Annotated in this window: 32 protein-coding genes; 3 read left to right on the top strand and 29 right to left on the bottom strand. The window is 45.6% G+C overall.

Annotated elements, in window-relative coordinates; genetic code table 11:
* Positions 1-24: 24 nt before the first annotated feature.
* The 24 genes from ABIC22_RS01415 to ABIC22_RS01530 all read right to left on the bottom strand — a co-directional run bounded on the left by ABIC22_RS01415 (position 25) and on the right by ABIC22_RS01530 (position 14,467).
* Positions 25-918 carry a PhzF family phenazine biosynthesis isomerase gene (locus tag ABIC22_RS01415; protein ID WP_354477439.1) on the bottom strand — a complete coding sequence of 298 codons (894 nt, stop codon included), beginning with the start codon at positions 916-918 and terminating at the stop codon, positions 25-27.
* Positions 919-920: 2 nt separating this feature from the next.
* Positions 921-1,577 carry a Type 1 glutamine amidotransferase-like domain-containing protein gene (locus ABIC22_RS01420; protein ID WP_354477442.1) on the bottom strand — a complete coding sequence of 219 codons (657 nt, stop codon included), beginning with the start codon at positions 1,575-1,577 and terminating at the stop codon, positions 921-923.
* A 289-nt stretch (positions 1,578-1,866) separates the two neighbouring features.
* Positions 1,867-2,433 (bottom strand): histidine phosphatase family protein, encoded by a 567-nt coding sequence (locus ABIC22_RS01425; protein WP_354477445.1) that lies wholly within the window; start codon positions 2,431-2,433, stop codon positions 1,867-1,869.
* Between the two features lie 8 nt (positions 2,434-2,441).
* Complete coding sequence (locus tag ABIC22_RS01430; RefSeq protein ID WP_354477448.1) at positions 2,442-2,933, bottom strand: NUDIX hydrolase; 492 nt, start codon at positions 2,931-2,933, stop codon at positions 2,442-2,444.
* Positions 2,930-3,115: a hypothetical protein gene (locus tag ABIC22_RS01435; RefSeq protein WP_354477451.1), complete on the bottom strand. Its 186-nt coding sequence runs from the start codon at positions 3,113-3,115 to the stop codon at positions 2,930-2,932. Before ABIC22_RS01435 ends, ABIC22_RS01430 begins: the two co-directional genes overlap by 4 nt.
* Positions 3,116-3,239: 124 nt before the next feature.
* Entirely contained in the window at positions 3,240-4,106 is an 867-nt protein-coding gene (locus ABIC22_RS01440) for an adenylyl-sulfate kinase (protein ID WP_354477454.1), read from the bottom strand.
* Between the two features lie 70 nt (positions 4,107-4,176).
* Positions 4,177-4,407, bottom strand: a complete 231-nt coding sequence (locus ABIC22_RS01445) for a hypothetical protein (RefSeq protein WP_354477457.1) — start codon at positions 4,405-4,407, stop codon at positions 4,177-4,179.
* Between the two features lie 10 nt (positions 4,408-4,417).
* Entirely contained in the window at positions 4,418-4,684 is a 267-nt protein-coding gene (locus ABIC22_RS01450; RefSeq protein WP_354477460.1) for a hypothetical protein, read from the bottom strand.
* A 26-nt stretch (positions 4,685-4,710) separates the two neighbouring features.
* A complete protein-coding gene (locus tag ABIC22_RS01455) occupies positions 4,711-5,430 on the bottom strand; it encodes a class I SAM-dependent methyltransferase (RefSeq protein WP_354477463.1) in 720 nt (239 codons plus the stop codon).
* 45 nt (positions 5,431-5,475) lie between these two features.
* Positions 5,476-6,141, bottom strand: coding sequence for an HAD family hydrolase (locus tag ABIC22_RS01460; protein WP_354477466.1), 666 nt, complete (start codon positions 6,139-6,141; stop codon positions 5,476-5,478).
* 177 nt (positions 6,142-6,318) lie between these two features.
* The gene (locus ABIC22_RS01465) at positions 6,319-6,822 is read right to left on the bottom strand and encodes a GNAT family N-acetyltransferase (RefSeq protein ID WP_354477469.1); all 504 of its coding nucleotides are present in this window, start codon (positions 6,820-6,822) and stop codon (positions 6,319-6,321) included.
* 34 nt (positions 6,823-6,856) lie between these two features.
* A complete protein-coding gene (locus ABIC22_RS01470; protein WP_354477472.1) occupies positions 6,857-7,264 on the bottom strand; it encodes a hypothetical protein in 408 nt (135 codons plus the stop codon).
* 15 nt (positions 7,265-7,279) lie between these two features.
* Entirely contained in the window at positions 7,280-7,690 is a 411-nt protein-coding gene (locus ABIC22_RS01475; protein WP_127539490.1) for a hypothetical protein, read from the bottom strand.
* A complete protein-coding gene (locus ABIC22_RS01480) occupies positions 7,687-8,133 on the bottom strand; it encodes a LytTR family DNA-binding domain-containing protein (protein ID WP_354477476.1) in 447 nt (148 codons plus the stop codon). Before ABIC22_RS01480 ends, ABIC22_RS01475 begins: the two co-directional genes overlap by 4 nt.
* Positions 8,134-8,348: 215 nt before the next feature.
* On the bottom strand, positions 8,349-8,693 hold the full coding sequence (locus ABIC22_RS01485; RefSeq protein WP_127539492.1) for a hypothetical protein: 345 nt from the start codon (positions 8,691-8,693) through the stop codon (positions 8,349-8,351).
* Positions 8,694-8,705: 12 nt separating this feature from the next.
* Entirely contained in the window at positions 8,706-9,215 is a 510-nt protein-coding gene (locus tag ABIC22_RS01490; RefSeq protein ID WP_354477478.1) for a hypothetical protein, read from the bottom strand.
* 54 nt (positions 9,216-9,269) lie between these two features.
* Positions 9,270-9,752 (bottom strand): GNAT family N-acetyltransferase, encoded by a 483-nt coding sequence (locus tag ABIC22_RS01495; protein WP_127539494.1) that lies wholly within the window; start codon positions 9,750-9,752, stop codon positions 9,270-9,272.
* 50 nt (positions 9,753-9,802) lie between these two features.
* Positions 9,803-10,444 (bottom strand): hypothetical protein, encoded by a 642-nt coding sequence (locus ABIC22_RS01500; protein WP_354477481.1) that lies wholly within the window; start codon positions 10,442-10,444, stop codon positions 9,803-9,805.
* Positions 10,445-10,477: 33 nt separating this feature from the next.
* Positions 10,478-10,939 (bottom strand): NUDIX domain-containing protein, encoded by a 462-nt coding sequence (locus ABIC22_RS01505; protein WP_354477484.1) that lies wholly within the window; start codon positions 10,937-10,939, stop codon positions 10,478-10,480.
* 47 nt (positions 10,940-10,986) lie between these two features.
* Positions 10,987-11,472 carry a hypothetical protein gene (locus ABIC22_RS01510; protein WP_354477486.1) on the bottom strand — a complete coding sequence of 162 codons (486 nt, stop codon included), beginning with the start codon at positions 11,470-11,472 and terminating at the stop codon, positions 10,987-10,989.
* A gap of 174 nt (positions 11,473-11,646) precedes the next feature.
* A complete protein-coding gene (locus ABIC22_RS01515; protein WP_354477488.1) occupies positions 11,647-12,135 on the bottom strand; it encodes a cysteine hydrolase family protein in 489 nt (162 codons plus the stop codon).
* Positions 12,136-12,255: 120 nt separating this feature from the next.
* Positions 12,256-12,738, bottom strand: a complete 483-nt coding sequence (locus ABIC22_RS01520; RefSeq protein WP_354477494.1) for a DinB family protein — start codon at positions 12,736-12,738, stop codon at positions 12,256-12,258.
* 2 nt (positions 12,739-12,740) lie between these two features.
* Entirely contained in the window at positions 12,741-13,742 is a 1,002-nt protein-coding gene (locus ABIC22_RS01525) for a translation factor GTPase family protein (protein ID WP_354477497.1), read from the bottom strand.
* Positions 13,743-13,759: 17 nt separating this feature from the next.
* Positions 13,760-14,467: an AAA family ATPase gene (locus ABIC22_RS01530; protein ID WP_354477500.1), complete on the bottom strand. Its 708-nt coding sequence runs from the start codon at positions 14,465-14,467 to the stop codon at positions 13,760-13,762.
* Positions 14,468-14,836: 369 nt separating this feature from the next.
* Here ABIC22_RS01530 and ABIC22_RS01535 point away from each other — a divergent pair, with 369 nt between their 5' ends.
* Genes ABIC22_RS01535 through ABIC22_RS01545 form a run of 3 tightly spaced genes read left to right on the top strand, consistent with a single transcriptional unit; the run spans position 14,837 to position 17,712 of the window.
* Positions 14,837-15,721: a PRD domain-containing protein gene (locus tag ABIC22_RS01535; protein ID WP_354477503.1), complete on the top strand. Its 885-nt coding sequence runs from the start codon at positions 14,837-14,839 to the stop codon at positions 15,719-15,721.
* Positions 15,718-16,224, top strand: a complete 507-nt coding sequence (locus tag ABIC22_RS01540; protein WP_354477506.1) for a PTS sugar transporter subunit IIA — start codon at positions 15,718-15,720, stop codon at positions 16,222-16,224. Before ABIC22_RS01535 ends, ABIC22_RS01540 begins: the two co-directional genes overlap by 4 nt.
* Before the next feature lie 30 nt (positions 16,225-16,254).
* Positions 16,255-17,712, top strand: a complete 1,458-nt coding sequence (locus ABIC22_RS01545; protein ID WP_127539503.1) for a PTS transporter subunit EIIC — start codon at positions 16,255-16,257, stop codon at positions 17,710-17,712.
* A gap of 149 nt (positions 17,713-17,861) precedes the next feature.
* On the opposite strand, the gene ABIC22_RS01550 is transcribed toward ABIC22_RS01545, so the two are convergent.
* The 5 genes from ABIC22_RS01550 to ABIC22_RS01570 form a co-directional block, all read right to left on the bottom strand.
* A complete protein-coding gene (locus ABIC22_RS01550) occupies positions 17,862-18,875 on the bottom strand; it encodes a GtrA family protein (RefSeq protein ID WP_354477509.1) in 1,014 nt (337 codons plus the stop codon).
* The gene (locus ABIC22_RS01555) at positions 18,872-19,873 is read right to left on the bottom strand and encodes a phosphodiester glycosidase family protein (RefSeq protein ID WP_354477512.1); all 1,002 of its coding nucleotides are present in this window, start codon (positions 19,871-19,873) and stop codon (positions 18,872-18,874) included. Before ABIC22_RS01555 ends, ABIC22_RS01550 begins: the two co-directional genes overlap by 4 nt.
* A 237-nt stretch (positions 19,874-20,110) precedes the next feature.
* Positions 20,111-21,067: a radical SAM protein gene (locus ABIC22_RS01560; RefSeq protein ID WP_354477515.1), complete on the bottom strand. Its 957-nt coding sequence runs from the start codon at positions 21,065-21,067 to the stop codon at positions 20,111-20,113.
* A gap of 232 nt (positions 21,068-21,299) precedes the next feature.
* A complete protein-coding gene (locus ABIC22_RS01565; protein ID WP_354477518.1) occupies positions 21,300-21,869 on the bottom strand; it encodes a GNAT family N-acetyltransferase in 570 nt (189 codons plus the stop codon).
* Between the two features lie 78 nt (positions 21,870-21,947).
* The gene (locus tag ABIC22_RS01570) at positions 21,948-22,604 is read right to left on the bottom strand and encodes a pyridoxine/pyridoxamine 5'-phosphate oxidase (RefSeq protein ID WP_354477521.1); all 657 of its coding nucleotides are present in this window, start codon (positions 22,602-22,604) and stop codon (positions 21,948-21,950) included.
* Positions 22,605-22,610: the final 6 nt, after the last annotated feature.

Consider the following 22,610-nt stretch of genomic DNA (forward strand, 5'->3'; position numbering starts at 1 on the left):
AAAAACACCCTTTCAGTTACGTTGTTAAATATCCAATTCAATGTTCATTTCACGCACAAAAACAGCCGTCCCTTTAATTCTCACATCCATGCCGTCCCCTTCCCGGATCACGCTCACTTCAACTTTTCCATCTCTTCCGATCTCATGTCCCTGCTCCACGACGAACTTGACCTGATCTGCTTCACGGTTCACATAGGTTAAATAGTAGGCACCCATCACTCCGGAGGCCGTTCCTGTTACAGGATCTTCCGTGGTACCTGAGTAAGGGGACGAAAAATGTCTGGCATGCATCATTGCCTCGGAATCACGAGTTTCAAAGCTAAACGGATGCAAGGAAGCCTTGGGGTTTTCAAGCAAAATCTCAGGAAACTCAGCAGATTCCGGTTTCATTTTAGAAAAAGAGTCCAGTTTACGAATGGGGATCAACAACGTCCAGGTTCCTGTGCTCCCATACACGATAGGCATGGATAGATCCAGATCATCCGAGGTTAGATTTATACTGCTTGCCAGCTTACCAATATCACCTCTGAACGGCACAAACTGCGATTGATCCTGCTTCATCTCCATGTTCATCGTGTCGCCATCCTGCTCAAACCGTATGGGCAATATGCCTACATTGGTCTCGATCGTGATTGACTCCTTGTCCCCGAGAAGTCCACGTGTCTTCAAACCATACAGCGATGCCATCGTCGCATGACCGCACAGATTAATTTCATGGCCCGGTGTAAAATAACGCAATCTTACATCGGCTGTCCTGGAGATAAGCACAAACACCGTTTCATTAAAACCAACCTTATGCGCAATCTGCTGCATGACCCTCTCACTTAGATCATCAGCATCAAAGACAACTCCTGCCGGATTACCTTTGCCCGGAACTGCTGAAAATGCATCATAATGGTATACCTTAACCTCACCCATATTTAAATCCCCCTTCTCCTAGGATCAATAAGACGCACATCCCCATATAGCTCTATGACTTTTCCATCGATTACGATCCCGTCGCCGTCTTGGCAGGCATAGACTTTCGCACCGATTGTATCTGCATAACTTCCGAGCGAATCGAGATTGTCTTCCTCTCCGTCCCAGTGAGGTGCAAACTCGAAATCAACGAGTTCAAGCGCACGTTTGTCCTGAACACCCACATGATTCTCGTCTGCAACCTTGCCATATCCAGCTATTTCAATGGTTGGTGTGGTTAGAATACTGCCTGCGCTGACTCCGATCAGCATACCGCCTTTCTGCACATAGGAACGCAATAAATCCTGTACGTTTCTTCTCTGTAATAAATGTAGAAAATAAAATGTATTTCCGCCGGATAAATGAATCGCATCAGCTTCAAAAATCCGCTCAAACGAGCTTGGATCATATTCCTGGTCCAGATCATAATAATGAATATTCTCGATACCCATTTGATTATAGTAACGTACGGTATGCTCAAAATATTTCCGCTCCGGGTCGGAACAAGAAGGGATATAACCGATTGAAGGCTTGTCGCAACCGAGCAAATTCAATATCCTTTGATTCAATTCTTCATTTGGTTGAAAAGATAAATCACTTAATAAAACCAACTTGGTCATGCTCTTCCTCCTCTGCATATAAAGTCGAGATCCCGCTCTGTAACTGACCTTAGGCAAACCTTACTTCCTATCAATTCAAATGTCTCTCTATCCTTCTCATGACTACAGTTATAATACCAACACAGCTATTGCAACTGACCGTTAACATACCTTCTATGGTAGACAGAAGCATCCTGGGCCCACAGCAGCAATTCGTTCCTGCTTATAAAGAATTCATCCTGAACCTTGATAAAGGGGAACATTGCTCCGTTAAAGGAGCCCGATGCGGCAAAACTTCTTTGTTCTGCCTTTAAAAGTTCGTAATGGTGTACTTTCCCGCCTCACCAAGAAAATCTCTTCTTGATAGACCTTTTTCTCCAAGCAAAATCCTGTAGTTGGTTATCGTGCCGTCATGTGAAATGATATAGGTGTTGCCATCCTGTTCCCTGCACCATTGGAGAAGCCCTTTAGCAAGTACATCAAATGGATGTCCATCCATTTGGTTAACACCTTCCTCCCAACACTCCAATCCAAAATCCAGTACGCTTAGCCCTGGGAACTGAGTATCCAGCTCCTCCTTGGAATAGATCTGATCACAGATGAAAGGAAGGAACTCCGGATTCTGAGGAAACATTCTTGGGCCAACAAGCGGACATATCGTAAGATGTTCTTCTGCGGTTAGAAGAAGTGCTGTTTCGATGGTACGTTTCGTTGGACTCACCAAGATAACGTCATGAGGATCAAGCTTCATCTGTTTACGCAGCGTTGTCACCTGACTTTTTCCCAGTTCGGTGAGACCCGGGTGAAGCTCATTTAATCGGTTCGGGTAATCTATCAGATGTTCACCATGACCATGACGAATAAATGTAATGTCCATATCTCCCTCTATTTCTGAATGAAATGTTGGATGCTCTTCACATCATGCAGATTATGCAGTTCCTTTTTCAAAAATACCGGGTAGACCTCCAGGTGCTCAAGCTCATCCAAGTAAAACCAACGGAACGTTAACTTTCCGTTATCCTCCAGCCCTTTGAATTCCATTTCACTATACAGCTTATGGGCCTCCGGTAAGGCGATGATATAATAGAATCCAATCTCGTGAAACTTCTGGCCGTTGTAGTCGAAAAAATCTTCATTAACAAATGCAAGTCTCTGCACTTTAACGTGGATCCCCAGTTCCTCCATCATTTCTCGCACGATAGCCGCTTCTGTCGCCTCATTCATTTCAACTCGTCCCCCGGGCAGATTCCAGAAATCGTCCTGCTCCGCCTTATACAGCAGAACTCGTCCTGCACCCATCAAAATCCCTGCCACGCGGAAGTTGAATTTACTGTTATTTCGCTCATATGAGATGTTATTGTTGTTGGGATTGGTCATCTTGCTGACCACCCATCGGAGAATCCATCCACGAATCCGTTAATGAACGAAGGACTAACGAGGACAAGCAATGCCACAAAACTGACGATTCCCCATTTAAGAACTGACTTCCGTTTGACACTCACACCTATGATTATTAACAAGGCAGTTATGACTGTTAATACTACCTCAGCAATTGTCATGAAACTAAACCTCCGTTATGTATTGATATATCCCTACTCACTCTACTCGTAGATCTTGCCCATATACAGAGCTTCATTCTCAACTTCGTTGACAAGCTCGAATTACGTCTTTTCATTTCCTGCGTCATTCTCCTCCCACACCTTTAAACGCCTCATTCAGAATATTCTCCAGTTCGTTCTGACAAGCAGACAGGTTATACTCCGAATTATCCAGCCAATATTTGTCCATCTTCAGTATCTGATAAATCTCGGTTTCGAGCTCCTTTCTTGCCTGAAGCACCTTCACGGTGCCTGGAACCCCATGATATCCTTTTGAAGCTCCCCACCCCTGGTTCGTGTAATACTGAATAAATCCTTCAGACCATTCCTTGGGTCTTTCCTTAACGGCTTTATCAAAGGTATACGCAATATCCTTCTGATCAATATAGATTAGTAGCGGGTTCAGTGCTTGAACCATGCGTTCCAGCTCCATCACATAGTTGACATTATCTTCTCGGGATTGATTGCATTTCACAAGACCCATCGTTAATGGGTTCTGGATAAAACAACATTCAAAGATAATGACGGTATCATCATTAGCCGCTAACACGCTTTCGGTGAAGCTTCGCCATTTTGAAGTGATCAGATCTTTATTTTGTTCAAAAGATAATTCGTAAATATCCCGGCTGAAAATCTCTTGCACCATATGGTCAGGAAACGCCTCTCCCAGTTCCTCTTTTATTTTGCGATAAGGAATCAGATAACCATTACGATAAACTATGGCTCTGCTCTCCAATATATCTCTGCATGAATGATGAGCATCCAATAAATCTCCAAATTCATCTTCAGAGAAAAAGGCTACACCTTCATAATCAGCCGGGTGATTCAGATCCCCTTCCTGGAAAAGCTGTACTCGCAGCCCTCGCTGAATCAGGATGTCGGATACCATTTTGGCAATGGTAGACTTCCCTGAACCGGGTAACCCTTCAACCAGAATTAATTGTCTCGCCATAATTACATCACCTGAATTTCGTTTTAATTTAATAGACTTCCGGTATCATGACCTTATTTATCTTCAATCTTCAATCAATATCTGCAATAATCCATTGTGCCGAATCCCCCTCTTCTTTCTTTTTCCAAAAAACCATGGTGCGGCTGGATTCTTTGTCGTTCTCATCTAATTCCGTTACCGTTACTACTCCCTCGTAAAGCTTCCTTTGTTCACGAATAGTAATGTCGCTCATGGAGACAATCTTGCGAACTTTGGTTCTGGTCATGCCCCATACGGGCGACTGCGGATCAATAAGGCTCATGTACCCCTTCTCATCCTCTTCCCATATATAATGCAGGCGGGCGTTCATGAAGTTTAACGATCTCCAGTTCATCACCTGTATAATTCGCTTCATCAATGTAAACTGGCGGGATGTCATGGGGCTCTGTTGGTGCCGTTACTTCTCCATTTTGTCCAGCTTCTACTGTGAGAACTTCCGGCGAAGGTTCTGCTGGGTTCTGTGCGTCTTCCATACCAGTTTTATTCTGACACGCGACCAAGAACAGAAATAATCCAAGCATAACGGTTAGCTTTCTCATATCCAGCCCTCTCATTATCCTTTTGTCTATTCTCCTAAACTTCCCAAAATCACGATCTGCGTTGGACGCTGAATCCCAACATTGTTCAGACGTTCCATGATGGAATAGCCGCGTTCTGCGAACACTTCATAATCTTCGAATGCTTTTGCCCGTTCCATATGCTGCTTACAGGCCTTCGAGACCAACCGAATGTCCCGTTCTGCCATGACATCTTCTTTTGGCTCATTGAATTCATAGATTGAGCGGATGATAATACCATTGGTAGAGAGGATATCCATAACCTCTTGGCGTGTATAGGTGTGACGATGATATATTCCCAATCGCTGATCTACATCTGCACCAAAATGATGGTAGAGGATGTGCGATAGCTGGGCTTCATTCGGATCATCACTGACCAGCTCATTTATGAGAAATAATCCGTTCCTTTTCACTACACGTTTCATTTCTTCGATGACATTTACGCCCGGGGGCAGATGGTGCAGTGCATTCGAGATGCAGACGGTATCAAACGTTTGATCCGCAAAATCCATCTTTGCTGCGTTCATCTGCATAAACTGGATCTTTTTATGGCTCGAATATGCGGCTTCTGCCTGTCGTAAAGAATCCGTGTCGGTATCAATACCCGTGATCCGTTCGATGCCGCTGAATATTTTAAGTAGGGTAGCCATATATTTTCCTGAGCCTGTGCCAACCTCCAACATCTGACCTGCCTGATACGTTGCCAACTGCTTTTTTAACTCATCCATGGATCACACCGTCCCCGTTATGACTTCCCCCAAACTTTCCAGACTCTACAGGATTTTCAGAACTTCCGTCAGATCCCTGCACATAAATTCCGGATGGATATGCCGGGGCTTGGTTTTGCCTTTGCGGTTTAACCAGACAGCCTGTATGCCAGCATTTTGTGCTCCCTGTACGTCACTTGTCAACGAATCGCCGATATGTATGACATCTTGCCGGGACAGATCATATCTGGCTAATGCTTCATTAAACATCTCGGGTCTTGGTTTGTAAGAACGGACATCTTCACTGGTGATCACCCCTGCCGCCTCGATGCCATGCTTCTCCATTGCAGCTCTTACATCATCTGTATCGATATTCGAGAGGATATACACAGGGATGTCTACCGATTGCAAAAAGGGAATGGAATCTTCAAATATCCCCGGATCACGCCAGTGAGCCAATTGCTCCTGATTAAGCAGCTCCGCGATACCATCTGCTTGAAAATGTAGGAGTGTTGTTGTCAGGGACTGTACATTGAGTACTCGTTGGGTCGTAAACTGACTACCGTGGCTTGCATAGAACATTTCGGAAAATGCCTTCCACCAAAAATCACCTATTTCGGCTGTTGTACATTCAACACGCGCCGCAGCTTGTACTCGTTCGTAAATCACTGGAAGTATATCGTCGTCTTCATGAACAACCGTTCCATAGAAATCAAGAAAAATGCCCTTCATCCTGTTCCCTCCCATGTGTCAAAGATTCCAAAACCGTCCGATTCAAACTTCCTATGTATGTTACAATTTCTCTTTGATACATCATAACCCATAATGTGGAATTTGCGAACGCTTCAAGTATGCTATCTTTCATTCATTCTATTGAATAGAAAAACACGCCGCTCTGCATGGCTTGCCTCATGCAAAGGGCGTGGTATGGTGATAAAACTTGCTATCTACTTTCATCACCGGAAAAGCATCCGGTAGTTCCTCGCGTGTAACCGAAACAAATCCATTTTTCTCGTAAAATCGATGTGCTGCCACAAACTGCTGTGTCGTTCCAAGGTAAATATCATGCACAGCCTTCTCTCTAGCCCACTGAAATGCCTGATGCAGGAGACGACCCGAAACTTGAAGTTCCTTGCCTCTGTAATTTTGGGCTACAAACATCTTCCTAAGCGCAGCTTGCTCCTCTCCGATATCCAGCAGAGCAATCGTACCCACCACTTCTTCATTGGCAACTGCGATCCAGAAGTTCCCGATTCCTTTTTGATAAAAGGTTTCGATCTCAAGCAAATCCGGCTGATCCTCTCTGGTAATGGAAATTTGGTATTCCTGCTGCTGTATCTGCAAAATCAAATGGATCACCTGGGATTGATACTCGGCAGTGTACTCTTGTATATCGATAGTAGGGTTATTCATGAAGTAATCTCCTTAGGCGTCGTCATAATGAGAATCATCCCTCTATAACGCCATAATATTGCTTGTACTGGGCAATCCATTCCTCTTTCGAAAAGTCTACAAAATCATAGGGCTCACACTGTTTGAGATATTGCAGCTGCTCTTCTGCTTGCTGCTCACCCAATTGCTCCAGGTATATTATCGTCTCCTCGAACCCGGCACCACACAGCAGTTGTACATCCACATAACTTCCCGTATCCTGGTTCTTTCTTTTGGCCTGCCAGATGAGCTGAGTGTCCTCTACATGACCGATTGCAAATAACATGACACATAAGATTCTGAGGTAATCATTGTCCCTCGCACTTGAATTCTCGATCTCTTGTTGCAGTAGTGTACGAATACGCTCCCTGTCGCGGGAGCCCGGCTCCAAGCTGAACTCCTGAAGAACCTTTTCTTCATTCATATGCTTACTCCTTGTCTACTTCAGGATCTTGTTTAATTCTTCCGCTTTTTTCTTGCTATCCATTCTAGCATAAAAATAAAAGGCAATAGTGTGCAGCACAATCGACAAAAGCCACATGCCAGGGAACCACGGTGCGATAAAGTGGAACATCTCCTTTGAGAACAACCACACACCCGCCGTTCCTCCGAGAATGTTAATGGTAGACGAGATCACAATATTCCAAATGGGTTTTAACGTAAAGTAGTTCCACAGCGCATCATACATGACTCCAAATACCACGGCTGCGATGAACGCAATTCCGGCGAGGTTCCATAGATACCCCATCTGGATCGTCTGATCTTTGAAGAACAAGGTTATCAGCAGCGTGACCCATAGCGAAGTTAATGTAAATACCTGAAAAAACGAATGCTTGAGATTGGCGATCATAATAATTTCCCCCTGAAATTTTTGATATAGTACCTACTGACGTAGTAGCCGGATCCATCCTTAAGCTCAACCTGAATTCTGGCATGATCTGTGGCGGCGAACGCCTGGATGTGGTTAACATTGATCATCGTTGAGTTGTTAATCTTCAGAAAATGGGACGAATCCAAGTCTTCTTCCACATATTTAAGACGTTTGCCAAGCAAATAGCTCTCTCCCGAAATCACACGTACATTGCACATTCGATCCTCGGACTCAATGGCAAGGATGGAGCTTGGCTGAATCTGGACATTCCGGTTATTCTTCGGGTTGATGACGACCAGCTGTTTTTCCAAGTGGCTAATCGCCTTATCAATCTCCTCCCAACGCTGTTGTTCGGCAGGGTTGGTCACTACCTTGGCGAACCTTCGTTCCATGGATGCATCTGTTTCAAATGTCACTTTCACGTGTTGCCCTCCTCTCATCACTCATATTACAGTCAAAACAAAAACCCGCATACTCAATTGCGTTTTGTTGCAAGAAGTTGCAGGTTTGTTGCACAATAGCTGACTAATGTATGTAGTTCAATCAAATCACTCTACTCTTACACCACTAATAAACGTTGTTATGTGAATTCATATCCATTGTTTATGTACTCTAAAGAATGCTGTATGGGGAACGCTCAGTATTCCCCATTGTATTCTACATAACTTGTTGGCTTGAATCGAGACACGTGATAAGGCATATACACACTTTGAGAATGTGGCGACAAGCGTTCAATATAATCAATTGCAGCTTCTACCATCTCATCCGATGCAAAAACCGACTCATTCAGAAAACCACTCAATAACGCGGCATCCCCTTTATACTTCAGCATAAGGTAGCCATAACCCGGGTCGGCGATCACCAGGTTAACAATATTCTCTTCGGCAGGTTCTCTTGATCCATCATAAAACCTAACGATAACGTCCAGATCTCTATGAAACACATCCACATTGCACGAAAATTGTTGATATTCAAATTTCAATTTGCCGTCTCCTTATCCCTCAGCCACAATTTCAAAATACATCTCCTGATGTTGCAGAATCTCCTCATTTATACTCACGATCACTTCCTGAGCTTGAGCCCGATATAGAATAAACAGTTCCTCAATTAATGGATACAGTTTGGGATCTTGCTCCAGATCTGTTGGCGTAACCTCACGCCACTGGTCTCCGACTCTATTTTTATCTATAATCACACGCTCGATGTTGTCCAGCAGAGCTACCATTTCATTTTGATTAAAATAACGCATCCCATTTTGGATGCCGCTCCAACTCTTCATCTCTATAATATTGTAAGCCGAGAACCAGTAAAACTCCGCCAGACTTTTCGTATGGTTATGATAGGAGTAGAACAGGAATAGTGCTTGTTGGCCTTCATTTAACTGACGGTACACCTCTGTTTTGGCTGCAACATCTTTACCCCGAACTGAAATGAGCATCGGCTGGACACATAACCAGCTAAGTTGCGATGAACCCAAGTCTGCCTGTTTGATTTTGGCTCGCATAACATTCTCCTCTCTTCTCATCCACTGGTTAATACACTTTCTGCATTGGTATGGTTAATCTATTCGTTTATGAAAAACGAACTGGAGACCATGTGCACCAATCCTGCGAATCCCCGTGTCGCGAAAACCCACCTTCAAATACAGGCTCTGCGCTGCAACATTCTGTTCATTTACAGCGAGGATGACGTCCTTCATCCCTGGCTCAATCTGCTGAAGCAATGGACCAATTGCCTTCATGGCAGCCAGAGCATATCCTCTCCCCTGATGTTCCAGTGAAATGGATAACGCTCTTATTAAGACAGCATTAGCGTATTTTTTTCCTTCGGCGTATTCCGATCTTTTATGTAAAATAAAGAAGCCAACCGGTGTCTCCTCTTTTAAAATCACAATGGGAATCTTGTCCGGGTTGGAGATCGCCTCCTCGATCACTTCTGCAGGCAATGCAGTAAAGGAGAACTGCTCTCCGGTCAGTGAAAAATTGGCCAAGGCTGTATCATATCTCTCATGATATTCGGTAAGGCGAATTAAATTGTTCATATGTAGCACCTCATTTTTTATATGCAGCAATGTTTTCCCCTACTTTACTCCTAGCTTGAGGTTTTGGTCTGTAAATCTTCAAACACGTTCCATTCCGTATACAATTGTTTTAATCTTATAGCAGTTGTATGAATGAAATCTTCTAAAACCTCCATGGATAAAATGCTCGAATCTTCCGCGGGCTCGTGCGCAGGATTATTCAAGAAATCTACTTTCACTTTCCTGTATTGAACCACCTCTTGTTCCAGCAAACCTCCCAGATCATAGGCCTTACCCGCATTCAGTTTATTCAGCAGCTCATGAGACCCAGAACGATTCCGCAAAATCATAAATTCCAGCTTCGTTACCTCCTGCGTATACCGCTTTCTGCCATCAGGATGTTCTTCATAAGCAGGGTAGATATCAAAGGTCCATACACGGTCCGTATAAATATGGGCAATGTATCCGCTCAAATACTGCCGGAATGCAGGATCAAGTTCCGCCTGCTGCCTATGGGACTCCCAAAATTCCCGGAGCTCTTCATCTGTTGCGAACCTGCCTTCTTCGATCATAAGATGTGTTTTTGCTTTCTCACTGCGCACATCACTTCTTACGTGAATTGAATCAGGAGCAAGACTTCCCAGCAAGAATTCCGGGGATGGATTAGAACGGATTTCAGATGCAATCGCAAAATGTACCATTGGCCAAGGCATGCATATCACTCCATTTTCGTCATTTGATTTTCCTTAACGCAGAATCCCCTGCTTCTCTTGTATCAAATCTATAAATACAGGCTTCTGCACCTTATTAATCATCTCGATCTCGATTTCATCCAAACTTGTAAACGTTAATTGCAACGATTCATTATTCTGGTCTTCAAAACATAATGTCCTCCCATCCTCAGCTAGTTTTCCGTCTAAATTAACTCTGGCATTAAACAGGAACATGACAAATACGACCTCATTACCATCCGGATAGGTATACTTCATTCTCTCACCCGTGTAGACGGAAGCCAGTTCATACGAAATCACATCCAGACCCGTCTCTTCCTTCACTTCTCTGATCATGGTTTCTTCGATACGCTCTCCGGGCTCCATACCGCCACCAGGCAATCCCCAGTCTCCGTAATCGGATCTACGCTGCAGCAGAATTCTCCCATGATCATCTCTGATAATGGCCCCGCCTGTAACCACTATTCGACTTGTCATCTCCGTTGCTCCTTCTCTCGTTAATTGAAAAAGAGAACACTCTAATCCTATATTCCAAAATGCACAATACACTTTCCATGTTCAACAGTATGTAGTGCCATCCTGGCAAGTTTTTTTAATTCAGTTATTAAGTCAGATTTGTTGTACACCCATTTCTTGTAGTGACCTTTTTCATCCCCATCACCAATACAGAAATCCCCACTGAGTATGATTGAATAAGGTGCTGAATTGAATAAATCTATCCATCCATTCAAGATCTGATGAAACCTCTGCAAGACTTGTTCCTCTTCAATAACTGTAATGCCGTAATTGTTCAGTCCCCTTAATCTCTCACCAGTGGATGGATTCCTGGTCTCTAACCATTGGAGTGAATCATGTATATACGAAATGAAGTTGTCGTCCAGGTGGGCCTGGTTGTCTGGCGTGAGTCCGTTTTTATGTAATTTCCCATTTCTGTCCCATGAATAAGAAGTATGGACATCCTCATTTACATCCAATTTATTCTCAATAACAAAGTTATGAATCATCGGCATATGCGTATCTCCCAGCATATTGAATTTAACTTTTTGCTTCCTATCCACCCATCATAACCCATGTTTTGGAAATTGCGAAGATGCTTATGTTCGTAAGCTTGTAGTCCTGTCTGACGGATCTGCTATGTATATCAAAAATGGATACGACCTCGTCGCATCCATGGATATTCTCATTTATTTGATTAGATAGTCTACTACAGGATATGAAATTACATTCCGATCTCTGTAGGTCGACGTCACCGCTTCCTGATGTGTGCTGAGAATCCCATTTTGCAGCATAACGGGTCTGAATCCTCGCTCCATCGCTCCATTATAAGTGAATAGAACACATTCCTCTGCGGCAAAACCGGAAATGATCACGAGCTCAACACCATGACTCTTCAGTATGGACTCCAGCTCTGTCTGCCAGAATGCATTGGAGCTTTCTTTGGTAACGGTGAGATCCTTCTCATCGACATTCACCTCGGAAATAATCCGATATTCCTCCGGAGATGATCCTTCCATCCCTTCGACGTCTTGCACATGAACCACCACATGATCATTTGAACGAAGCACATCTGCAACGTGGTTAATATACTCACAAGCGTGGTCTATCCCTTTTTGTTCGACTCGACCTCGTACAATACTCTCTTGCATATCCACGATTAGAAAACCTATTTTCATCCGAACACTCCTTGAAATTTTGATTTACTGCCTTATTGGTGCTTCTAAATGAAGAATGCTCCCAATATATGTATTCGATTATTTCAGGCGGGACTCCTCTAAATCTGCTGCAGCTTATTGTTATGCTGAGGCTATGACTTTCTTTTTCAGCATCATAATCTGCCCAATATGATACGCATTGTGAATGCACACATTCGATATGACGTTCCACCAAGGAGCATTGAAATAGGAAGGGATGGTCAGCGCCAATTTTGCATCATCACTTTCTTGTACGGCCTGAATCCATTTAAGAAAAGTAGAGCCGACTCGTTCAATACTCTTCTGCCACTCCTCTTCGCTAACGCGGGAAGGGTCCACATAGAACGTTTCATCATTGTTTATATGATGATCCATTCTTACTTCACCTTGGATAAAACGATCCAACCATCGCTCATTCCAGAATATCAGATGATGCACCAGTCTCCAGATGGATTGACCCTCATCATTCGTCCATGCAGCCTGAGCAGCGGTTACATCACGTAACATCTCATCCAGCGGTATAAACCAGCTCTTGTCATGATGACAGGCAGCCAGTTGGTCCAGCAATACCAATTTGAAACTCATGATTAACTCTCCTCCTCGTTCCAAAACGCCTCTACAAAATCATTCAAATACCTTTCCTCATTATCCTTGCCCCACTTCTCCCAGCTAAATAAATCCGTATAATTGGCCCCTTCCAAGTTCGATTCCTGAATTATTGATTCGTAAAGATACTCAGGAACTTCGTCGTAATATCCAAACTCAATCACATTAATATCCATTACTACATTAGATTTGTGACTTTGTTTGCGGAAACCCAAACAAGATTTTAAAGGGATTTCTGCTTCAATTACGTTTTTTCCATTTTCAGAATTAACATTAATATTACGTGCTCTAAGTAAAGTTAATACCGACAAGTGATCCGAAATCTCACATTTCATTGTCGTCACGGACACTCTCATTATAGGCTCGAGAAGTATAGGGTTTGCTCGTTCAAAGCCATCACGGAATGCCAATGCCGCAGCAATTTTAAACGACATTCCTTTAGAATCGAATGAATGAAACGATCCATCCAACAGTGTTACTTTTACATCTACCACCGGAAAATGGCCAAGTATACCTCTAACCGTCATTTCTTCGATTCCGCTCCTGATAGAAGGAATATACTCATGAGGAATTACATGATCATGGACAATACCATTTGTAAAATCAAAACCGCCATCTCTGGATTTGGGTTGAAGCTCAATCCAACAATGACCGTATTGATGAATCCCTCCCGACTGTCTTATGTACCTTCCTTCGGATTGAACTGTTTCTTGTATCGATGTCTTGTAGAGAACTTGCGGTTCTAAAGCGTCTATTTCCAAATCGAGTTCGTCTCTAAGACGTGATATCAATTCATGGAGATCTTTCTCGCCCTTGCCAGCAATAATGATCTCCTTCCGAGTATCGCGGGTGTATACCACAAAATTCAAACCTTCTTCTGCAAACTTTTTCATAGCCAGAAATATTTCCTTAGCCTCTTCTTTTGATTTTAGTTGCTGAATGGTAACCGTCATATATGGATCAGACAGATTAATTGCATACATCTGAATCACTTCCTTCATTAATCCTTGAACAGCTCGTCCAGCATGCGATGGCGATTCTCCAAAAAGCTGCGGGTGATCTGGTAATGTTCCGTATCTTCATAAGCTATCTTTTGAATACAGCTATCATCAAAATTCAATATGTCTGCATCCGGATAACCCAGCAAAATGGGAGAATGTGTTGCGATAATGAATTGAGAAGTCCCAGACAGGTCATGGAGAATGCGCAGCAAGGATAGCTGTCTGGCAGGAGATAACGCGGCTTCGGGCTCATCCAGCAGGTAGATGCCTTTGGAGCTGAAGCGGTTCACAAACAGATTGAGAAAGGACTCCCCATGGGATTGCTCATGCAGCGAACGCCCGCCATAGTATTCAAGAGAGCCCACCTCATCAACATGGGATGCAAATTGATAGAAGGATTCCGATCGCATGAAGAAACCGTTCGAAATTTTGGGCAGCCAGGCCAGTCGCAGATAATCCCCTAATGAGGATTCCGAAGCATGCATCGCAAAAACGTTATTTCTGCCGCCCCCGGCTGTATTAAACCCACATTGATGAGCGATTCCCTCCAGCAGTGTGGATTTGCCCGATCCATTTTCGCCGACAAAAAAAGTAATGTTATTCCTGAATTCCAATCTCTGCAGGGACTGTATTGCAGGTATATGAAACGGATATTGATCCAGATTTTCCACTTTATCAGACAGTAACTCCACACTTCGAAGATACATAGGCATACTCCTATTCTTGTTAGATTTGGCTCCATCTACCCGAACTCGATCAACAACGGATTGGGCTCATTTCACCTTAAAAGGTGATCATGGCTTCTTTTTTATCAAATACGGCAGGTACCTTTCACTTACACATTTCCTATATTAAATGACGAACAGACGGATGACAAAATTATGGTTGACGGTGGCAGATCTGGTTCTATATTATGTAGGAAGAACGTTCTGCATAAAACATAAAATGAATTGGCGTGTTACCCCCCCAGAGGGCATGAGCCAAGAAGCGAACATAAGACTATACTCGCTTCTTGGCTCTTTTTGCGTTCCGGAGGCATGAAAGCGTTAACTTTAAAAACGAGGAGGCGGTGAACCGTGAGTAAAGGAATTATTCTGCAGGTGGAGCGGGTCGTCGGCAGTAATATTGTTCTGGCCCGGTCGCACCAGAATACCAAGGAGTATGTACTGATTGGCAAAGGGTTGGGATTTGCGTTCAAGGTGGAAAGCACCGTCCAGGCCGATGATCCGCGGATTGAGAAAAGGTTCAGGCTGGAAGACCGGGAGGAGTGGGGGCAGGCGCAGGAGCTGATGAAGGACTTGGACCCCAATGTCATCGACATCTCTGACCGGATTATCCGTCTCATCGCTGATCAATTTCCCGGCAAGCTGAATGACAAGATCTACCTTGCTCTTCCGAGTCATATTCAGTTCACCTTATATCGTATCCGCAACGGGATGGAGATTCTGAATCCTTTCCTTACGGAGACAAAGCTCAGTTTTCCGAAAGAGTTCGAACTTGCCTCGAAAGCAGCGGCCATGATCGGAGAGGCCTTTGGCGTAGAGGTACCGGAGGATGAGGCCGGGTTCCTGACATACCATGTGTACTCCTCCGTAAATCACGTCCCTGTCGGACAGCTGGTTAAGGTATCCAATGTGATCAGCAAGCTTCAGTCCATTATTGAAGAGGAGGGTGGCGTTCGATTTGACCAGGGCAGCCTTAGCCAGGCAAGACTCATGATACACCTGCGCTTCTCCATGGAACGCCTGTATCAGCAGCCGATGGCGGCCCCCACCTTCGCACAATATGTGAAAAATGAATATCCGTCCGAATACCAGCTGGCCAGAAAACTGAGCGCTGTAATGGCCGAGGATTTGGGTAAAGAGGTACCCGAGGAAGAAACGGCCTTTCTCGCCATGCATTTATATCGGCTTTTTCAAACCCATGCCAAAACCAACAACAGAAAGGACAACACACAATGATCTGGAAATGGAAAAACAACAAATCTGCCAAAATATCTGAAACGATATCCGTCGCCTCCCCACTCACCGGAACCTGTGTCAGTTTGGAAGAAGTGCCTGACGAAGCGTTCGCGCAAGGACTTATGGGACCGGGAGTTGCAGTGATTCCCCAGGAGGGAAGGCTGGTCGCCCCTATCGACGGCACTGTGGTGCACCTGATCAATTCGCACCATGCCGTAATGATTGAGCATGCTTCCGGGCTGCAGCTGCTGCTGCATATCGGTATGAATACTGTGAGCCTGAAAGGACAGGGCTTCACCCCCCAAGTGCAGACCGGGGATCAGGTCACTGTCGGTCAGACCCTGATTGAATTTGACCTGAATGCGATCGCTTCGGCCGGTTATCCAGTCATTACCCCTGTCATTGTTGCGAATGCGGCTGAACAGCCGTGGGAGTCGCACCCGGAGTATGGCAGCGTAGAAGCAGGCATGGGAACGATCATGAAGGTCAGCTTGTCCAAATAACCTAAATCAAAAAAAGAAAGGAAGAACAATATGCTGAAAGCACTGCAAAAGCTGGGAAGATCCTTGATGCTTCCTGTAGCAACCCTGCCTGCGGCAGGAATTCTTCAAGGCCTCGGTCTTCTTAATTATGAAAAGGACATTCCGCTCGGTCCCGTGATCGGGGGATTTCTTAATCACTATGTAGTCCCATTCCTGAATGAGGGAGCGGGGGCGATCTTCGGCAACCTTGCGCTCATCTTCGCCATTGGGGTGGCAATCGGACTGGCGGGGGATGCGGTCGCAGCGCTTTCCGCCCTGATCGCTTATATGGTGCTGACGCGGATTCTGGGAGCCGTTCCAGGTGTATTCGGCTATATTCCTGACGATGTCAAGCTGGATATGGGCGTATTGGGCGGGATATTTGCCGGACTGCTTGCAGCTTATATGTATAAAAAATACCATAATATCAAGCTTCCTGACTGGCTCGGCTTCTTCTCCGGCAAACGCTTTGTGCCGATGGTCACCGCCGGCTCCATGCTGGTGTTGGCCATCCTGTTCGGCATGATCTGGAGCCCGATTCAGGATGCCATTGGCGCTTTCGGCGCCTGGATTGTAGGCTTTGAAGGCGTTGGTTCCATGGTGTTCATGATCGCCAACCGCCTGCTCATCCCGCTCGGTCTGCATCATGTCCTCAACTCCATCGCCTGGTTCCAGATCGGAGATTATACCAATGCAGCCGGGGAAGTCGTGCACGGCGACCTGACCCGCTTCTTCAACGGAGACCCTACGGCAGGCATGTTCATGTCTGGCTTCTTCCCGATTATGATGTTCGCTCTTCCGGCGGCGGCGCTTGCCTTGATTCATACAGCCCGGCCTGAAAAGCGCAAAATGGTCGCTTCGATCTTTATCGGCGCAGCGGTGGCTTCGTTCTTAACGGGTATTACCGAGCCGCTCGAGTTCTCCTTCATGTTTGCGGCGCCTCTGCTGTACGTGGTGCACGCTATTCTTACCGGTGCAGCGGCCCTGATCATGTACCTGCTGAATGTTAAGCTGGGCTTCGCCTTCTCAGCAGGTCTGATCGATTACCTCGTGAACATGAAGCTGTCGACCAATCCGCTGCTCATGATCCCGGTCGGACTCGCATTTGCGGTCGTCTATTATTTCCTTTTCCGGTTCATGATTGTCAAGTTTAACCTGAAAACGCCGGGACGCGAGGATGACGCTAATGATGCCGATGCCCCCACTAATGCTTCCGCCGTGGCAGCGGCGTCTGCCGACACCAAGGCTAGCAAAGTGCTCGCGGAGATCGGTGGCGCAGACAATATCGAGAGCATCGACGCCTGCATCACTCGCCTCCGGCTAGTTGTTAGGGACGACAAAGCGGTCAACGACCAGGCGCTCAAACAGCTTGGCGCTTCCGGCGTCATGAGGCTCGGTGGCGGAGCTGTGCAGGTCATCTTCGGCACCCAGTCCGAAATCCTGAAGGATGAGATTAAGAGGCTGATGTAACGCTCGTCCTCCTTTGAGTTTAAAAGGTCGAGAACAAGGGTATGCTGCCCTATTCTCGACCTTTTTTTGTTACCAAGAAGCGCAGGATATTCTTTTGAAACGGTTTTGATTGAAAAAAGAGAGCAAGCTATACGCTCACTCTCTCTGTGTTAATAGACAAATTTGCGCTGAGCCCAATAACTGAACAAAAAGATGGACACCTCTGTCAATAGCTTGGCCGCGATCAGCGGGATAATCAGTTTTTCGTTATAGAAATATAGCAGTCCGTAATTTAATAGCAGTACCAGAATGACCAGTGAAAAGTATTTCGGTAATGACTGGCGCACCTTGGACGTTTTCCCGGCTGAAAATACATATTTCCGATTGATCGTATAGTTGAAGATCGAGCTGCATAATCTCGCTGCAACGACCGATAGAAACAGATTATGGGTAAAGTACTGAATGACGAACAATAACCCGAAATCGATCAGCGCCGACAGCACCGAAGACGTACTGAACATCAGGATCGGCATATAAATGCGGAACGAGTCAACCAGCGGGCGAAAATGAGAGGATTGGTTATGATCCAGATATACGGTGTCAATAAACTCCTCGGTGATTTCGTATCCCTCTTTGCGTGCGGTTAATAACATGTTCATCTCATACTCAAAGCGATCTCCCGGGATCTGACATAGCCAGTCCAGCATGGCATATGGAAAACCACGCAAACCCGTCTGAGTGTCATATACCTTGGTACCCGTTGTGATGGAGAAGACCGCCCGGGTAACTGTGTTGCCAAAACGACTGCGTGCAGGAATCGTCCCGCTAAAACGACGGCTGCCGAGTACGATCCCTGGGATGGTCTGCTCCAGCAGCACATCGAAAATACGCCGGATATCATGCGGCAGATGCTGCCCGTCACTGTCTGCACATACAACCCCGCCCTGTGGTCCGAATTCTTTGATGTACTGGAATCCTGTCTTCAGTGCTCGTCCCTTGCCGAGATTCACCGGATGAGTCAGCACGGTGCATCCATACGCCTCAGCCGTCTCAAAAATCCCTCGGAATTCCTGCCCGCTGCCATCATCCACAATCACAATCGGCCCCAGTTGGAACGTCTGCAATTGCAAAATTAGATTTAATAAACGCACATCCGGTTCGTAGGATGGAATTAATATAGTCATGATGATTGTCCCTCCTTGAGGTAAAGGATGTCACTTACGCCGCGTTCCTGATTTCTGCCCAGAGGATTATTCACGACTCTGCCCATGAAATACATGGTGGATGAACCACCGCCGTCCAGGTTATAGGCCTCTGTTGCTCCCAGGCCCTTCATTACATCCGCGAGCTCTGCCAGCGTCATTCCCCGGCTGTCATCCTGCCGTCCGTCCACGACAACAAATACATAATGATTCGGAGCAATCATGCCGATGGCCGTTCTCGGATTCGCATCCTGAATGGAACGATTACCGAAGTTGTTATCGATTTTTACACTGCTAAAATCACTTACGATCTCCCCGTCCTGAATCAAAATGGGTCCAAACGACAGCGTATTGGTTGCACCTTCGGCCAGCAGCTCCGAAGAGGAAACCTCCGTCTCGTTATACGTCTTCATCGTCCCGTCAGCAAACAGTGCCATCGCATCACGAACCGGATCATCCCGGTATACCGTACCGTTCCTAATAATTACGCCATCACTACGAAAACCATAGTAATCACCATTAATAGCGAAAATCGCGTTGTTCGCTGCAGCAATCTCTGAGGTGTTCTCCGTAATGTTGGTGCCGAAGCTATTATCCGCCAAAGCCGATTTCAGACTGCTTGCGTCCGTCATCTGCACATCTGCAACGTAATACGTAATCTGATCTGCACCGGAGCCGGTCTGCACCTTCTCGATGCTCACCTGCATATCGTCACTGGAATAGTTCCAGTCATCTGAGGTTGCATTGACCTCTGCGGCTGCGTTTGACGCACCATTTGCACTGCTGCTAGTGGCCGAAGCGTTATCATCCGCCACGACTACTTCCACATGCCGAATCAGATAACGGTCAGCCAGACTGTAGACAATTCCGCCGATTCCAAGGATAACGACAAGCGTGGCAATCAGCCATTTACGCCTTTTATTCGGGATTGCTTTTCTATGTGGATCTTTCGGATTGGGGTTATCATACATTCTCATCATTGAAGCCACCTCTTCATCATCTAAGTTCTTAAGGCCATGATAGGCGGGATAGCTTAAATGAATCTGAAACCTATCCAAAGGCAAAAAAAGAAGGTCACTCCTCCCTTTTAGGGGGCAGATAACCTTCACACGAATGGATACATTTATGAAAGACTTCGAAATAAGATTGGCATAAACAAGAATGGGACCAGTCTCCTTTCAATCATGAGACCCGATACGTTCATCTCCTGTCTTCACCTACTCTCCTGCAAATAGTGCATCGTACGCAGGGCATGGCCGATTCTCCAGGAAATCTGATAATGCGGGCGGCTGCTTGGCGTATATTTCGTTCAATGCTGTTCCATGGTAGATGTTGCCGATGACGACCGGATGGCACAGCTCACAGATAAGAATGTCTCCGTTGCCATGCAAATGAAGCTGCTTCGTTCCGTCCACACAATTGGAAAAATACACGCCTGGCTGCTCATGTAGCCCCAACAAATCAGCAAAGCGATCCATGCAGGTAAAATAGAGGGTTGTATCTTCCTTCTTGTTTTCAATCAGCTCATTTACGGATTGAACAAGCGATTCCCTGGAAACAATGCTGCTCCAATCGCTGTGGGACATCATGATACTGTTCTGAATCTCGTGAATCCGCACACCAAGATCATAGACCTTTTGGCTAATGGCCAGCATATTCGCCTGTGTTCCCTCAAACAGCAGGGTTTCCAGCACCGTCTCCAGTCCAGTTTCCGTACATAACCGGATATTCCGCTCCAGCCTCTCATACATGCGGGGATGAACACGATAATAGGCGGAATAGGCATTCGCATCGGTATAGTTGAACGAAATATGAATATTGGACAACCCTGCATCACGCAACGCATGAATTCGCTCTTCCGTCAGTAAACTGGCATTTGTATTCAATTGCGTATCAATTCCATGAGCTGCACAATACGTTACAATATCCAGACAATCCTGATACTTGAGGGTTACTTCTCCCCCGGACAAACGCACGCGTTTCAACCTTGGGAGCTCACCGATGATCCGAATAACTTCCTGTGCATCAATACATTGTCCATCATCCCGGTTATAGGCACAGCAATAGTCACACTTGTAATTGCAATTGGAAGTCACCCCGACTTCCAGCCCTTCCAGCTCGTATACACCGGGTGTTTCCAGCTCGAGTGATTTATATCTGTTTTTTGCGGTCAATTCCATATACCTCCTGGTTCCTTCATCCCATGTGATTACAACCTGGAGATTATAGCGGAAGCATGCAGGGTTCGGATATGACATTATGTACGCTGAGTACGATGGAGAATAAAATAAAACCCATCTCTCCGATCAGCGGGAGTGGGTCAGGATCGTTTGAACTGTGGATTAGATGATATAAAATATGATGCCTTGCCCTTGGGAAGCTGCCTTTCTCAAATACACTCATGTACTATACCGAATGGATATCTTCTTTTAGAATGGCGTACATCTTCAAATCCCGAAGCTCATTTTTTACCTTCATATAATTTCGCAAAATTCCCTCGAACTTCATGCCTACCTTCTCCATCACCTTGGCCGAACCTGTATTATCCACCATGCATCTGGCTTGAATTCGTTCCAATCCTACTTCCTCGAATCCAAACTGAATGATCTTGCTCACGACTTCTGTCATGATGCCCTGATTCCAATACTGGTCGGACAACACATAGCCCAGTTCTACCCTCATACTGTTACTGTCACAGCCTAAATAATTGCAGCTGCCAATCAGTTTTTTGGACTGTTTATCCTCAATCCCCCAGGGCCCAAGCTTGTCCGCCTCATAGCGGTTCATGACAAAATCGATAAAAGCTTTGGTATCCTCCTTACTCTGATGAGCTTCCCAAGTGGTGAATTCGGCAACGGCAGGAACCGAGCAATAGCTGTACATATCGTCCAGATCATCGTAGGTGAGAGGGCGAAGTAAGGTTCGTTCCGTTTCCAAAACGGGAAATGGGTCAAAATATCTTTCAATCGTATTCATACACGTCTCTCCCTAGAATATTAGATTAAAGAAACATACTAAAGTTCGGTTATAATGTACGTTCTTTCAATATAAAAATCATGGCCACAATCTGTGCTTCTTCCACTGCCCGTCTTGCAGCTCGTACCGAATTCGAGTATGTTTTCGCCTCGAATCCCCCTGCCAAAACTCCACTTCTCGAGCATTCACAGCATATAACCGCCAATGGGGCGTAACCATATCCGGTTCACGTTGAATCCGTTCTTTCTGAGCTTCAATGGAAGTATTCAATACTTCCTCGCTCTCCAATTCCTGACTCTGGCGCCCTGTCATGGCAACCGCTCTGGCTCCAGCCGAGCGTTTCCGGAAATCATCTGCTCCTGCTTCATTTCCCATATCCGCGGCTGTACCCCTTATACGAACCTGTCTCCCGAGCGCAGGCCAATAAAATGTCAGTGCCACGTGCGGGTTATCCTCCAACTGCCTTCCTTTCCGACTCTCGGAACTGGATGCAAAGTAAAACGCCTCATCTATGACATTTTTCAAAATCAATACGCGCGCATCCGGATAGCCATCTTGATCTACCGTTGAAATTGTCATGGCATGAGGTTCCTTCACATTGGCCGTGATTGCCCCTTGCAACCAATCCAAAAATAACTCCCCAGGACGATCCGGCAAATGATGGATGTCCCAAGGAGGGAAAGGCCCAGACAATGCATGCAAGCTCCGTAACAACTCACTCGGTTCAACACTCATATGATC

The sequence above is a fragment of the Paenibacillus sp. PvP094 genome, assembly GCF_040546835.1.
Taxonomy (GTDB): domain Bacteria; phylum Bacillota; class Bacilli; order Paenibacillales; family Paenibacillaceae; genus Paenibacillus; species Paenibacillus illinoisensis.

What these genes read in the sequence shown, in the direction of transcription:
- ABIC22_RS01415 (WP_354477439.1), bottom strand. Translation starts at nt 918, where the DNA reads ATGGGTGAGGTTAAGGTATACCATTATGATGCATTTTCAGCAGTTCCG.
- ABIC22_RS01420 (WP_354477442.1), bottom strand. Translation starts at nt 1,577, where the DNA reads ATGACCAAGTTGGTTTTATTAAGTGATTTATCTTTTCAACCAAATGAA.
- ABIC22_RS01425 (WP_354477445.1), bottom strand. Translation starts at nt 2,433, where the DNA reads ATGGACATTACATTTATTCGTCATGGTCATGGTGAACATCTGATAGAT.
- ABIC22_RS01430 (WP_354477448.1), bottom strand. Translation starts at nt 2,933, where the DNA reads ATGACCAATCCCAACAACAATAACATCTCATATGAGCGAAATAACAGT.
- ABIC22_RS01435 (WP_354477451.1), bottom strand. Translation starts at nt 3,115, where the DNA reads ATGACAATTGCTGAGGTAGTATTAACAGTCATAACTGCCTTGTTAATA.
- ABIC22_RS01440 (WP_354477454.1), bottom strand. Translation starts at nt 4,106, where the DNA reads ATGGCGAGACAATTAATTCTGGTTGAAGGGTTACCCGGTTCAGGGAAG.
- ABIC22_RS01445 (WP_354477457.1), bottom strand. Translation starts at nt 4,407, where the DNA reads ATGAGCCTTATTGATCCGCAGTCGCCCGTATGGGGCATGACCAGAACC.
- ABIC22_RS01450 (WP_354477460.1), bottom strand. Translation starts at nt 4,684, where the DNA reads ATGAGAAAGCTAACCGTTATGCTTGGATTATTTCTGTTCTTGGTCGCG.
- ABIC22_RS01455 (WP_354477463.1), bottom strand. Translation starts at nt 5,430, where the DNA reads ATGGATGAGTTAAAAAAGCAGTTGGCAACGTATCAGGCAGGTCAGATG.
- ABIC22_RS01460 (WP_354477466.1), bottom strand. Translation starts at nt 6,141, where the DNA reads ATGAAGGGCATTTTTCTTGATTTCTATGGAACGGTTGTTCATGAAGAC.
- ABIC22_RS01465 (WP_354477469.1), bottom strand. Translation starts at nt 6,822, where the DNA reads ATGAATAACCCTACTATCGATATACAAGAGTACACTGCCGAGTATCAA.
- ABIC22_RS01470 (WP_354477472.1), bottom strand. Translation starts at nt 7,264, where the DNA reads ATGAATGAAGAAAAGGTTCTTCAGGAGTTCAGCTTGGAGCCGGGCTCC.
- ABIC22_RS01475 (WP_127539490.1), bottom strand. Translation starts at nt 7,690, where the DNA reads ATGATCGCCAATCTCAAGCATTCGTTTTTTCAGGTATTTACATTAACT.
- ABIC22_RS01490 (WP_354477478.1), bottom strand. Translation starts at nt 9,215, where the DNA reads ATGCGAGCCAAAATCAAACAGGCAGACTTGGGTTCATCGCAACTTAGC.
- ABIC22_RS01495 (WP_127539494.1), bottom strand. Translation starts at nt 9,752, where the DNA reads ATGAACAATTTAATTCGCCTTACCGAATATCATGAGAGATATGATACA.
- ABIC22_RS01500 (WP_354477481.1), bottom strand. Translation starts at nt 10,444, where the DNA reads ATGCCTTGGCCAATGGTACATTTTGCGATTGCATCTGAAATCCGTTCT.
- ABIC22_RS01505 (WP_354477484.1), bottom strand. Translation starts at nt 10,939, where the DNA reads ATGACAAGTCGAATAGTGGTTACAGGCGGGGCCATTATCAGAGATGAT.
- ABIC22_RS01510 (WP_354477486.1), bottom strand. Translation starts at nt 11,472, where the DNA reads ATGCCGATGATTCATAACTTTGTTATTGAGAATAAATTGGATGTAAAT.
- ABIC22_RS01515 (WP_354477488.1), bottom strand. Translation starts at nt 12,135, where the DNA reads ATGAAAATAGGTTTTCTAATCGTGGATATGCAAGAGAGTATTGTACGA.
- ABIC22_RS01520 (WP_354477494.1), bottom strand. Translation starts at nt 12,738, where the DNA reads ATGAGTTTCAAATTGGTATTGCTGGACCAACTGGCTGCCTGTCATCAT.
- ABIC22_RS01525 (WP_354477497.1), bottom strand. Translation starts at nt 13,742, where the DNA reads ATGTATGCAATTAATCTGTCTGATCCATATATGACGGTTACCATTCAG.
- ABIC22_RS01530 (WP_354477500.1), bottom strand. Translation starts at nt 14,467, where the DNA reads ATGTATCTTCGAAGTGTGGAGTTACTGTCTGATAAAGTGGAAAATCTG.
- ABIC22_RS01540 (WP_354477506.1), top strand. Translation starts at nt 15,718, where the DNA reads ATGATCTGGAAATGGAAAAACAACAAATCTGCCAAAATATCTGAAACG.
- ABIC22_RS01545 (WP_127539503.1), top strand. Translation starts at nt 16,255, where the DNA reads ATGCTGAAAGCACTGCAAAAGCTGGGAAGATCCTTGATGCTTCCTGTA.
- ABIC22_RS01550 (WP_354477509.1), bottom strand. Translation starts at nt 18,875, where the DNA reads ATGACTATATTAATTCCATCCTACGAACCGGATGTGCGTTTATTAAAT.
- ABIC22_RS01555 (WP_354477512.1), bottom strand. Translation starts at nt 19,873, where the DNA reads ATGATGAGAATGTATGATAACCCCAATCCGAAAGATCCACATAGAAAA.
- ABIC22_RS01565 (WP_354477518.1), bottom strand. Translation starts at nt 21,869, where the DNA reads ATGAATACGATTGAAAGATATTTTGACCCATTTCCCGTTTTGGAAACG.
- ABIC22_RS01570 (WP_354477521.1), bottom strand. Translation starts at nt 22,604, where the DNA reads ATGAGTGTTGAACCGAGTGAGTTGTTACGGAGCTTGCATGCATTGTCT.